This window comes from Clostridium sp. 'White wine YQ', assembly GCF_028728205.1.
GTDB lineage: Bacteria > Bacillota > Clostridia > Clostridiales > Clostridiaceae > Clostridium_T.
In genome coordinates this window covers 287,329-299,781 of the sequence record NZ_JAQYUU010000003.1, presented here as the reverse complement: position 1 = coordinate 299,781, position 12,453 = coordinate 287,329, and the positions used below count along the sequence as shown (strand labels likewise).

The 12,453-nt window shown below is 30.0% G+C and carries 10 protein-coding genes and 1 other annotated feature; all 10 genes read left to right on the top strand.

Annotated features, from left to right (window positions below; all coding sequences use genetic code 11):
* The first annotated feature begins 42 nt into the window (after nt 1-42).
* A complete protein-coding gene (locus tag PTZ02_RS13605; RefSeq protein WP_274228342.1) occupies nt 43-1,014 on the top strand; it encodes a 2-hydroxyacid dehydrogenase in 972 nt (323 codons plus the stop codon).
* 61 nt (nt 1,015-1,075) lie between these two features.
* Nucleotides 1,076-1,357, top strand: a binding site (T-box leader).
* Nucleotides 1,358-1,403: 46 nt separating this feature from the next.
* Complete coding sequence (gene tyrS / locus PTZ02_RS13600; protein WP_274228341.1) at nt 1,404-2,612, top strand: tyrosine--tRNA ligase; 1,209 nt, start codon at nt 1,404-1,406, stop codon at nt 2,610-2,612.
* Between the two features lie 96 nt (nt 2,613-2,708).
* Nucleotides 2,709-3,599, top strand: a complete 891-nt coding sequence (locus tag PTZ02_RS13595; protein ID WP_274228340.1) for a D-alanine--D-alanine ligase — start codon at nt 2,709-2,711, stop codon at nt 3,597-3,599.
* 39 nt (nt 3,600-3,638) lie between these two features.
* Nucleotides 3,639-5,087 (top strand): MocR-like pyridoxine biosynthesis transcription factor PdxR, encoded by a 1,449-nt coding sequence (gene pdxR, locus PTZ02_RS13590; protein WP_274228466.1) that lies wholly within the window; start codon nt 3,639-3,641, stop codon nt 5,085-5,087.
* Nucleotides 5,088-5,222: 135 nt separating this feature from the next.
* Nucleotides 5,223-6,392 carry a sensor histidine kinase gene (locus PTZ02_RS13585; RefSeq protein ID WP_274228339.1) on the top strand — a complete coding sequence of 390 codons (1,170 nt, stop codon included), beginning with the start codon at nt 5,223-5,225 and terminating at the stop codon, nt 6,390-6,392.
* Nucleotides 6,393-6,415: 23 nt separating this feature from the next.
* Nucleotides 6,416-7,069: a response regulator transcription factor gene (locus PTZ02_RS13580; protein ID WP_274228338.1), complete on the top strand. Its 654-nt coding sequence runs from the start codon at nt 6,416-6,418 to the stop codon at nt 7,067-7,069.
* Between the two features lie 154 nt (nt 7,070-7,223).
* The gene (locus PTZ02_RS13575) at nt 7,224-8,168 is read left to right on the top strand and encodes an ABC transporter ATP-binding protein (RefSeq protein ID WP_274228337.1); all 945 of its coding nucleotides are present in this window, start codon (nt 7,224-7,226) and stop codon (nt 8,166-8,168) included.
* 2 nt (nt 8,169-8,170) lie between these two features.
* The gene (locus PTZ02_RS13570) at nt 8,171-9,310 is read left to right on the top strand and encodes an ABC transporter permease (protein WP_274228336.1); all 1,140 of its coding nucleotides are present in this window, start codon (nt 8,171-8,173) and stop codon (nt 9,308-9,310) included.
* A gap of 2 nt (nt 9,311-9,312) precedes the next feature.
* Nucleotides 9,313-10,389, top strand: coding sequence for an ABC transporter permease (locus tag PTZ02_RS13565; protein ID WP_274228335.1), 1,077 nt, complete (start codon nt 9,313-9,315; stop codon nt 10,387-10,389).
* A 308-nt stretch (nt 10,390-10,697) separates the two neighbouring features.
* Nucleotides 10,698-11,717: a fatty acid desaturase family protein gene (locus PTZ02_RS13560; protein WP_274228334.1), complete on the top strand. Its 1,020-nt coding sequence runs from the start codon at nt 10,698-10,700 to the stop codon at nt 11,715-11,717.
* Nucleotides 11,718-12,453: the final 736 nt, after the last annotated feature.

Genomic DNA, 12,453 nt, shown 5'->3' with positions numbered 1-12,453 from the left:
CGATAAGCTTATAATAAAGCATATATAACTAGGAGGATAAAGATGGATAAGCCAAAAGTTTTTATAGCAAGAAAGATACTAGATGAAAATAAAGAATATCTAGAAAAATACTGTGATTTAGAGACTTGGGATTCGGATTTAGAGATAACTAGAGAAGAATTATTAGATAGACTTTCTGATAAAGAAGGGTTATTAACTGTTGGGACAAAGATTGATGAGGAATTATTAAATCGCGCACCTAAGTTAAAAATAGTTAGCAATATTTCAGTTGGTTATAATAATTTTGATTTAGAAGTTATGAAAAAAAGAGGAGTTATTGGAACTCATACTCCAAATGTATTAGATGATACAGTGGCAGACTTAATATTTGGACTTATTATTTCTTCAGCACGAAGAATTCCTGAGTTAGATAGATATGTAAAAAATGGAGAGTGGAAACCTCAAGAGGATGATGATTTATTTGGAGTAAATGTACATCACAGAACCTTAGGGATAATTGGAATGGGTAGAATAGGAGAAGCTGTTGCTAAAAGAGGAAAATTAGGCTTTGATATGGATGTTATCTACTATAATAGGAATAGAAAGTTAGGTGTTGAAAAAAACTTAGGTGTAAGATATTGTGAATTTGATGAGCTATTAAAAACTTCTGATTTTATAGTGCTTATGACACCTCTTACAAAGGAAACTAAGGAACTTATAAGTTACAGAGAATTTGATTTGATGAAAAAATCATCAATATTTATAAATGCCTCAAGAGGGCAAACTATAAATGAGAAAGCATTAATAGAAGCTCTAGAAAATAAGAAAATACTGGGGGCTGGATTAGATGTTTTTGAAATAGAACCAGTAGAAAAGGATAATCCATTACTAAAGATGAATAACGTGATAACTCTTCCGCATATTGGTTCTGCAGTTGAAGAAACTAGAAGAGATATGTTTGAAGTAGCAGTTAAGAACCTAGTTAAGGGAGTGCAAGGAGAAGTACCTCCTAATGTAGTTCCTGAGCTTAAATAGAAAAGTTAAATAATGTATTTACAAGCAATTTAATTTGGTATAGAATTATATAAATTCATAAATGAAAGCGTTGAGGAGAAAGAGTAGCATAAGCAGAGTCTTAAAGAGAGTTCCCGGTAGGTGAGAGGGGCAAGATAAGTTAATGTGAATACATCTCTGAGCAGTACTCCGAAAGATAGAGGGTTTTAAAAGCTCTAGAAATCTAGTAGGCAGTTTCCGGATTTTGCACCCGTTATAGTGCTAGAGTATAACCAATTTATAATTGGCGTACTTGAAGAGGTTACTATTGTGAAATAGTAATGAATTTAGGTGGTAACACGTGAGTAATGCTCTCGTCCTTTGTTAATAAAGGATGAGAGCTTTTTTTATTTTAAGGAGGTATAAATATAATGAATGATTTAGAAGAACAATTAAAAATTATTGAGAAAGGGGCAGATGAGATAATAGGATTAGAGGAGCTTAAAAGTAAGTTACTAAAAGCAAATAAAGAGAAACGGCAAATTATTGTAAAGTTAGGGCTTGATCCAAGTGCACCAGATATACACTTAGGGCATACAGTAGTTCTTAGAAAAATAAAGCAAATTCAAGATTTAGGACATAAGGCAATTATAGTTATAGGTGATTTTACTGGTATGATTGGCGATCCTACAGGAAAATCAAAAACTAGAAAAGCCCTTACTAGAGAGGAGGTTCTAGAGAATGCCAAAACTTATGAAGAACAAATATTTAAGATATTAGATAAAGATAAAACAGAAGTGAGATTTAACAGCGAGTGGTTATCAAAGTTAAACTTTCAAGATGTAATTAATCTTGCTGCAACAACTACAGTTGCAAGAATGCTTGAAAGAGAAGATTTTAAAAAGAGATATGAAAGTAATATGCCAATATCAATACATGAATTCTTTTATCCATTGATGCAAGGGTATGATTCATTAGAATTAAAGTCAGATATTGAATTAGGAGGAACTGATCAAAGATTTAATGTCCTAATGGGTAGGATGCTACAGAAGCATTATGGAGAAGAACCTCAAGCAACAATATTTATGCCACTATTAGAGGGTACAGATGGAAAAGAGAAAATGAGCAAAAGTTTAGGAAATTATATAGGTATTGATGAAGCACCAGAAATAATGTTTGAAAAAGCTATGAGAATTCCAGACTCGCTAATAATCAAGTACTTTGAACTAGTTACTGATATACATCCAGATGTGATAAGTGATATAAAAGTGAAACTAGAAAAGGGAACTGTGAATCCAAGAGATATAAAGATGTCTTTAGCAAAAGAAATAGTAAAACTATATCATGGGGAAGAAGGTGCTCAAAAAGGAGAAGCGAGATTTAAGATAGTTTTTCAAAAAAGAGAAATACCAGAAGACATTGATGTGATAGAAGTGACATTAGAGGAAATAAATTTAGCTGAAATTCTAGTAGATAATGAAATTATAAAAAGTAAAAAGGAAGTAAAAAGACTAGTGGAACAAGGAGGAATAAAAGTTAATAACGATAAAATAAATAATATTAATTCCATTGATATAAAGGATGAAGCAATTATACAAATTGGAAAGAAGATTTTTTTAAAGCTTAAGAGAGTACAATAAGAACCTTACCACTTGTTTACAAAACTCCTTAATTGGTGGACGTTAAATATCCCTTCTGAGATTAATATAATAATATTAGAAAAAGGAGGGATATATATGAAAATAGGAGTATTAATGGGTGGAGTTTCTTCAGAAAGAGAAGTTTCATTACATTCTGGAAAAGGTATAGTGGAATATTTAGATAGAAATAAATATGAGGTATTCCCTATTGTTATAGATGCAAAAGAGGAATTGATTGAGAAGGTTAAAGGGATGGACTTTATTTTTATTGCCTTACATGGAGCTTTTGGCGAGGATGGAGCAGTTCAAGCTATACTTGAAAGTATAAATATGCCTTACTCTGGCTGCGGTATTTTAACCAGTGCTTTATGTATGGATAAAAAGCAAACCAAAAGGATACTAAAGAGTGAGGGCATAGCAGTTGCACCAGAAGTTTTAGTAAGAAAAGATAAACCTTTTGACTTGGAAAAAATAAAAGAACTTGGTTACCCAATTGTAGTTAAACCTAATGGTGGTGGTTCTAGTGTTGGAACTTTCTTAGCGAAGAATAATCAGGAACTTGAAAGAGCAATCACTGAAGCATTAAAGTTTGATAAAGAAGTTATGGTAGAAAAATATTTGCCGGGAAATGAATATACTATACCTGTTTTAAATGGAGAGATATTTCCAATACTATCAATAAAAGCTAGTGGAGAGTTTTATGACTATAATTCTAAGTATACAGATGGAGGCTCTGAAAAAGCTATAGCAGAATTGACTGAGGATTTGCAGAATAAGATGAAAGAAATTGGGGAAAAGTGCTGGGATATTTTTAATTGCAAGGCTTATGTTAGAATTGATATTATAGTAAGTGATGGTATTCCTTATGTATTGGAATTAAATACTTTGCCAGGAATGACGAAGAATTCATTATTCCCTAAAAGTGCAAAAGGGGTAAATATGGAGTATAGTGAGTTATTAGATAAGATTATTGAATACTCCTTGTAAGTGATAAAAAACCTAGAGTATAAGAGGTGTTTGTATTTGATTTTTTCATCCTTTGAATTTAATAAAGAAGAGGCTATTTATATTCAAATAGAAAATCATATAAAAGAAAATATTGAAAAAGGAATTCTTCAAAATGGAAGTAAACTGCCCTCCACAAGAGAATTAAGTAGTATATTGGGGGTAAGCAGAAGTACTGTAGTAACTGCTTATGAGATACTAGAAAGTGAGGGAAAAATAAAAAGTACTAAAGGAAAAGGTACCTTTGTAACATCTAATAAAAAAGTAGCAGAAAAGAGCTTTAATATAGATTGGGAGTCAAAGGTTAATGGCTATGCCCACACCTGTGAAGAACTAGATATCATTAAAACAGAGATTCCTTGGGAAAAAGGGATGATCTCTTTTAAGAGCATAGCACCGGATGAAAGCTTATTTGATTTAGATGAATTTAAAAGAGCCTTTTTAAATGCATGGTCCCTTGAAGGTGAGAAATTATTAAATTATGGATATGCAAGAGGATATAAGGCTCTCATTGAATATCTAATGAAATATATGGAGAACAAAGGTGTTAATACAAAGGGGAAAGAAATCTTAATAACAAATGGCTTTACTGAGGGTTTTGATATAGTAATTAATTCGCTAACAGTACCAGGTGATAGAATTCTTTGTGAGAATCCTACTCATAATACAGCTTTAAAGATAATGAGAGCACGGGAGCTTGATATTGTTGGTGTAGATATGGATGAGGAAGGAATTAATATAGATAAATTAAGAGAAGAATTAAGAAGTAATCCTCCTAAGCTTGCATATATTATACCTTCTTACCATAATCCAACTGGGATAGTAATGAAGGGTGAAAGGAGAAAGGAAGTATTTGAGCTTTTCCAAGAATACTCTGTTCCAATAGTAGAAGATGGTTTTAACGAGGAACTTTTATATTCAAGTTCTCATGTTCCTCCAATAGCTAGCTTATGCAGCAACGGAAATGGAGTCATTTATATAGGAAGTTTTTCTAAAATCCTATTTCCAGGTTTGAGATTAGGTTGGATTCTAGCGGATAAGAAGCTTATAAGCACTTTAGAAAGTGTTAAAAGAACAAGAAATATTCATACTTCTTTTTTAGATCAAGGGATATTTTATAATTATATGATAAGCGATTCTTTTAGAAAGTATGTGAAAAAGGTAAGAAGACACTATAGAGAAAAATATAATTTTACTCTTGATAAAATAAAAGAATACGTCCCATATGAATATATTATGGGAGAAGGTGGACTTCACATCTTCGTAAAGTTAAAAGGTGTTAATTCAAGAAGAGTCCTAGAGGCGTGTTATAAAAAAGGGGTAGTATTTACTGCAGGTGATATTTTTTATACGGATAATAAGGGGACAGAAACGTTAAGAATAGGTTTTTCTAGAGTTAGCATGGAGGATATAGAAAAGGGAATTAGGATAATAGGAGAGACTATAAAAGAAATTTTAGAAGATAAATAGATGTTTTAGGAAGAGGCAATTTAAGGCCTCTCTTTTTATTAACTTTTTTTGCAATAAATAGTAATTTGATGTTAAAGTATATAATAAGAGGAAAAATAATTCATAAGTTTAAATAATAGCAAATTGGGAGGATATATGTTCGAAAAGCTAAACAAAGAGAAGTATATGCTTTTCTTAAGATATGGATACATACTAATATTCTTATTTTCTTTTATAAGAGAAAATAGTAATAAGCTTGGAATAAATCATATAGTTATCATATTGTTTTTTATAATTAACAATCAGTTAAGATATTTTATATTTCCGAAGAAGCTAGCGTACTCAATACCATCATTTATGTTGGAAATTATAATGGCATATTATTTGTTTAATTTCTCAGGAAGCTATGGCAGTATAGTTTTCATCTTAATTTTAATGGATATAATATATGAGTTTAATAGCATATTTTCATATATTTTTGTATTTGTTATTTCATTAATGTTAGTATATACAAAAAACATTGACTCAATAGTATATTGGGTTGTAGGCGTAGCTCCAATTATTGTTCTATTAGTCAGAATTAAGGATGAAGAGGAAAGAAAGGTCGAAGCTCAGGATTTGTATGACAGGCTAAGAAAAAAAGATGAAGAACTTAAGAAGGCTAACAAGGAATTAGAATCTTATGTGAATACTATTGAGGAAATCACTTTATTAAGAGAACGGAATAGAATATCTAGAGAAATTCATGACAATGTGGGACACGCTCTTTCAACTATTATAATTCAACTTGGAGCAATAGAGAAAATAGCAAAAGTTAATGGCGATGAAGCGTCACAAATGGCTAATAATCTTGGAGAATTTGCAAAAGAAAGTATGGCAAGAGTTAGAGGCGCAGTAAGGGCTATGAAACCAAGAGAATTAGAAGAATATGAAGGTATTGTAGCTATTTCAGAGATGATTAAGAACTTTGAAAAGTTAACTTCAGTGAACGTAAAATTTAGAGTTTCAAATAAAGTATGGAAGCTAAATGCAGATCAAACTATGGTTATATATAGAATTATACAAGAATTCCTTTCAAATTCTATTAGGCATGGGAAAGCTACTGAAGTTAGAATATTTTTAAATTTCTTGGAAGATGGATTAAGGCTTCATTTAAAGGACAATGGTATTGGTTCAAAGGAAGTAGTACCAGGTGTAGGACTTAGAAGTATTAAGGAAAGAGTTACAGCATGGGCGGGAACCTTGGAATATCATACAAATGAAGATAAAGGTTTTGAACTTATTGTGACAATGGAAAAATCGAAGCTTAGCTTAGATGAAGTATAACTATTTTGGGGAGAAGTTTAAATATGAATAAGATAAAAATAATAATTGTAGATGATGAAAAATTAATAAGGGAAGGTTTAAAAATAATACTTTCAACCTATGAAGATATAGAAGTAGTCACTTTATGTGAAAATGGAAAAGAAGCCTTTGAATTTTGCAGAGATAATGATGTAGATGTAGTATTAATGGATATAAGAATGGAAGTATGTGATGGAGTGCTAGGAACTAAGCTAATAAAAGAAGTATGTGATAAGACAAAGATACTTATGCTAACAACTTTTAAAGATAGCGAATATATAGAGGAAGCTCTTAAGAATGGAGCATCTGGTTATTTGCTTAAGGATAGTTCGTATGATCTTATATATGGTGGAATTAAAGCTGTATATGGAGGCAATGTAGTAGTTCACCCAGATATTGTTTCAAAGCTTGTAGTTAAAGAGGAAAAAATAGAAGGTGAAAAGAACATAGATGAGTTAAAGAAGACTACCTGTCTTACAGATAGAGAGATTCAAATAATTGTAGAGATAGCCAAAGGATTATCTAATAAAGAAATTGGAGAAGTCATGTATTTAACTGAAGGAACTATTAAAAATAATATTACTACCATACTATCAAAATTATCCTTGAGAGATAGGACACAAATAGCTATATTTGCATTTAAAAATAATCTTGTCTAGTAATAATTTGAAATATGTAAAATGGCATGCCAATGGGCATGCTTTTTTCATTGAACAAAATGACTTAAGTCATCGTACTTAATGACCTAGGCTAATAGGAGAATGAGCTAAAACAAAATATAATTAATACATAAGATTGATGGAGGTAATAAATATGAAAGCTATAGAAGTGAAAAATTTGACTAAAAGATTTAATGATAAATTAGTTCTTGATAATGTATCTTTTGAAATAAGAAAAGGTGAGATTTTTGGGTTGTTAGGTCCAAATGGTGCAGGAAAATCTACACTTATAAACTTAATTGTAGGACTTATACAAATGGACAAAGGTGAGGTTACTGTAGGAGAGTATGATATCAAAAGAGATCCTTTAAAGGCTAAGCAAAAAATTGGGTTAGTACCTCAAGAGATAGCTCTTTTTGAGAGCTTAACTGCAAAAGAAAATCTTGAATACTGGGGCGGACTATATGGATTAAAAGGAAGCTTATTAAAAGAAAGAATAAATGAAGCATTAGAGTTAGCTGCATTAAAAGAACATTTGAAAAAACCAGTTAAAAAATATTCTGGTGGAATGAAAAGAAGATTAAATATAGTAGCAGCTATGATGCATCATCCAGAAATATTGATAATGGATGAGCCTACTGTAGGGGTTGATCCTCAATCCAGAAATCATATTTTTGATGTGGTTAAGAAGATGAATAAAGAGAATAACACTACCGTAATTTATACATCTCACTACATGGAGGAAGTTGAAATATTATGTGACAATATAATGATTCTTGATTTAGGAAAGGAATTGGCTTATGGAAGTAAGGATGAGTTAAAGAGAATGGTAGTAAGTGATAAGGTTATAAAGATTAGAGCAGATGGAGAAATACAAGATTTAATGTTTGATATAAGAAAACTAAACTCTGTAAAGGGAGTAGATATAAATGATATGGAAATTAAGATTGTAGCTAAGGATAATATTAGTTTAAATGAACTTTTTGATGTTATTTCAAAGCACAAAGTTATGGTAAGAAATATTGGCATAGAAGAACCTAATTTAGAAGAAGTATTTTTAACCCTAACAGGTAAAAATTTACGAGATAAGGAGGAATAGTGATGAAATTATTTCCTCATATAAAAAGAAACTTATTATCCTACATTAATACAAATAAAATGACAATTATTATAGCTTTCTTCCTTTTCCCTATGGTAATGGCATATATTTATGGAATCATGGAAGAGGATATGTTTACTGGAAAAAGTGCTTTTGAGCCTATAAAGGTTGAAATTAATTATGATAAAGGGAGTAATGAAGGAGAAGTATTAACGTCTATTCTAAAAAATAAAGAAGTAAAGGACTTTATTAATAGTGATGCCACTGATGATTTTAAGTGTAAAGTAACAATCAGTAAGGATTTCAATGATGTAAATATACAAAAGTTAAAAGGCTCAGATAGTGATACTGAAATGATAAAAACCTTTATGAAAGAATTTAGTGAAAGTATAAATCAGTATAAAATAATTCAAACAAACGTTGATAAACTTAATTTGTCACCTATGGATAAAAATCAAGTGACAAGCAAGATCATTACGAGCTTACAAAAGAACTCTAATACACCAGCTGTAAAAGAAAAGATAGTAGAAGGCTATAGAACTCTAGGTTCAAGAGAATATTATACAATATCATTATTTAGCTTCACTTCAATTATGCTTATTAGTTTATTAATTAAGGGATTCTATAATGAAAGAAAAAAGGGAATATTGAAAAGAGTATTTTCCACACCGAATAGCAAATTAGATTACTTCTATGGATATGTAAGCTTTACAGCAATTATGGCATTTGTTATTAATATACTTTATGTAACTATAAATAGATTTTTAGGAACAGCATTTACAGGAAATTACCTATGCTTGCTAATGATAATATTCCTTCAAAGCATCCTTGAGGCTACTGTAATAGGAGCAATAATAGCATTAGTTAAAAGTGATAAAGTTGCAAATGGAGTAATGACTATATTGATTTTCTTACCAATGATATTTGGTGGAGTATTCTATAGCGCTGACATTATGGAGGTTAAAGTTCTTCAAGTACTTTCTAACTTTGCACCTAATTCACTTATATTAAATGCATATAAAGGACTATCTATAACTGGAAGCTATAGTGGAGCATTAACTCAAATAGTAGTAATGATCGGGTTATCAGTATGTTTATTAGCAATCAGTACAATTAAAGTTAAAACTAGCTGGGAGGATTAGTTATGAGATTCTTAATAATACTAAAAAGCAACCTAAAAAGAATGTTAAAAAATAAAAGAAATCTTGCTGTAAGCTTTTTAATACCGCTAACTTTGACTTTAGCACTAGGTTATGCTTTTAATAAATTTTCAAGTAGTGATAATCAAAGTATTATAGTAAATAATGACAAGGGAAGCTATGGAAGTGAGTTTATAAAGGAGTATAGTAAGAGTAATTCGATTAAAGAATATTCTAAAGAAGAAGGAATTGAAAAACTAAAGAAAAAACAAATCTCAGTATACTATGAAATTCCAGAGAATTTTACTGAGGAGATATCTAAGGGAGAAAAGCCACAAATTCAAGCTGTAAAGTTAGAAAGTGGTGGACAAAGTAATTTTGAGTTTAATGCTAATTCAATAGTTACAAAAATGCTTTTGAGAGAAAATTTTGAAAAGAGTGGACAAAAAGTTTCCTTAGAAGATTTAAGTTATAATAAATCTAATATAGAAGTTACTGGTAAAAATGCAAAAACAACTGGGGACATAGTAATGCTAAATATGATAATAAGCTTTGTACTGTTTGGAGCTATAGGAATAACAATAGAACTTTTAGGACTTAAGAAACAGAATATTTTATCAAGAAGCTTTACTACCTCAAATACCTCAAAAACCATAATTGGCGGAGTTTTAGTGGCAATGTTTGTTTTAGCCACAATAGGATATGGGATTGTATATCTAGCAAACTTAACTATAAACTCATTAGGAGATCCTTCTGAAGCACCAGTTATATTAATTAATATAGCAGCATTATCATTAGTATCCTTAAGTCTTGGTGTATTTGTATCAAGAATAATTAAGAATGAGAGTATGTTACAAGCAGTATTACAAATAGTTATTTCGGTTACTTGCTTTATTGGAGGAAGCTTCATGCCAATCGAATATTTGCCTAAAAGTATAACTGTTTTTTCAAAATTCACACCACAATATTGGGCATTACAATCTATAAATACAGGTAATGCGTGGTTATCAATAGTAGTAATCTTATTCGCAGTAGTTTTGTTTACAGCAGGTACCTTTAAAGTTAAGAATTTTGTAGAATAAAAAATAATGGCCAAGCAACACTTTTATTGAATGTGGGGCTTGGCTCTTTTAATAGTAAGTTATAGATATTTTTTGTATTACTAAACTGTTTGCAGGAAGTGTTGATGAGTTTCATCAACACTTCCTGCAAACAGTTTTCTAGTAGTTATTAAAAAACAGGAATAAATTACAGAGACAAGTGATATTATATATTAATAGATAATAATTATTGACACAATGATTGAAAATAATTATCATATAATTAAAGGTTAATACTTTGATAATCAAAGTATTAGCTGGAATTTTAATTTTCAAGAGGTGAAATGACAATGAATAATCTTCATAATATAAGTTGGTATGCAAGTAAAATAATTCCTGAGTTACCTAAGAAGGTATTTAAAACTGTTCCCACTAGACTATTGGGAGGGCTTGCGTATGCTGTAGTTATAATAACAGGAATATTACTTATAGTTTTAACAAAGATGAATTTAATCAGTAACTTTATGATATCAATTATACTAGGATTTAGCTTTGCAGCAATGGGATTTTTAGGACATGAAATTCTTCATGGGTCAGTAGTTAAAACTGTTTGGCTTAAAAATTTCTTGGGTGCTATTGCTTTTTTCCCTCTTAGTGTTGGGCCGAAACTTTGGGTAAAGTGGCATAATATGAATCATCATGCCTATACTCAAAACGAAGAAAAGGATCCAGATGCGTGGATGAGTTTAGAGAAGTATTTAAAAAGACCATTTATAATATTAATATATAAAATTCCTTTACAATTAAGGTCTCTTTTTAGCTTTATATCATTAAGCATTACTTTTACAATTCATTCAACAAGAATGTTTGTGGAATATATTATAGATATAAAAGAAAAAGGGAAATTGACACTTTGGGTACAATTCATAGTACCTTGGACAGTCTGGATAGGATTATTATTTTATGTAGGAGTAACTAAGTGGACATTTATTTATCTATTACCGGCGATGATAGGAAACTTTATAGTAATGGCATATATATCAACAAATCATAGATTAAATCCTCTAGTAGATATAAATGACCCTTTGATTAATAGCTTATCAGTAAGGGTTCCTAAATGGATTGATATTTTACACTTTAACTTTTCATATCATACAGAGCATCACTTATTTCCTAGAATGAATCCTAAGTACTACCCATTAATTAAACAACATATACTTAAACATTGGCCAGAGAGATATAATGAAATGAGTTTATCTTCAGCATTAATTTCATTATGGAAAACTCCTAGGATATATTATAAAGAGGTTAATCTTATAGATCCAGAGAAGGGGAAAATATACAACACTCTATATAAAGATTTAAAATAATTCTTCTAAATAGCTAGATTTAAATCCGCTAAGGGTAAGAAGTAATTGTGATGGAAAATAAAAAAGCCAAATTAGAAATCCAAATGGAATAAAGCTTATACCATTAAAATTGAAGTTGGAGCTTAAGTTATATAGAGCAACATTAATATCGCATAAACAAAACAAGAGTATTCCCCAGAAGATTAACTGGTGGTATTTGTATTTTATTGAGGCTATTATCAGGTTTGTTAGTAATAATATTCCGTAATATAGAGCAATTATAAATAAGCTTATGCCACGGAATCTATAAGAAAGTAATATAAATATTGGTATAAAAAACAATGATATTAAGATTGATATAAGAATTAAAGATTTTTTAGCTAAAAATCTAAATAGGTATGAGTACTGAACTAATATAAAAAAGAATATTCCTAAGAATAGCTTGCCAGAAAGAACAAGGTATAAATCAGATAAAAGAGTAAAAAATCTAGCAGTTTGCACAAATAACAGATCCCTTTTATTAACACAATCATTTCCTATAAATAAACTTAAGACAAAGCAAAGTAAAATGGTAGAGTATTTTAAGCAAATAGAAACATAGTTATAAGACCCTTTATTATATAAATCAATTAATAGGAATAAAAAATATAGGATAAAATTCGTATAAATAAATAACTTCACAAGTGATTTTTTAGTCATAATATTAGCCCCTCATGAACAAAATATAGATATAAATTATATAATGTACAGATATAAA

Coding starts and splice junctions, on each gene's coding strand:
- PTZ02_RS13605 (WP_274228342.1), top strand. CDS start 43: ATGGATAAGCCAAAAGTTTTTATAGCAAGAAAGATACTAGATGAAAAT.
- tyrS (WP_274228341.1), top strand. CDS start 1,404: ATGAATGATTTAGAAGAACAATTAAAAATTATTGAGAAAGGGGCAGAT.
- PTZ02_RS13595 (WP_274228340.1), top strand. CDS start 2,709: ATGAAAATAGGAGTATTAATGGGTGGAGTTTCTTCAGAAAGAGAAGTT.
- PTZ02_RS13585 (WP_274228339.1), top strand. CDS start 5,223: ATGTTCGAAAAGCTAAACAAAGAGAAGTATATGCTTTTCTTAAGATAT.
- PTZ02_RS13580 (WP_274228338.1), top strand. CDS start 6,416: ATGAATAAGATAAAAATAATAATTGTAGATGATGAAAAATTAATAAGG.
- PTZ02_RS13575 (WP_274228337.1), top strand. CDS start 7,224: ATGAAAGCTATAGAAGTGAAAAATTTGACTAAAAGATTTAATGATAAA.
- PTZ02_RS13570 (WP_274228336.1), top strand. CDS start 8,171: ATGAAATTATTTCCTCATATAAAAAGAAACTTATTATCCTACATTAAT.
- PTZ02_RS13565 (WP_274228335.1), top strand. CDS start 9,313: ATGAGATTCTTAATAATACTAAAAAGCAACCTAAAAAGAATGTTAAAA.
- PTZ02_RS13560 (WP_274228334.1), top strand. CDS start 10,698: ATGAATAATCTTCATAATATAAGTTGGTATGCAAGTAAAATAATTCCT.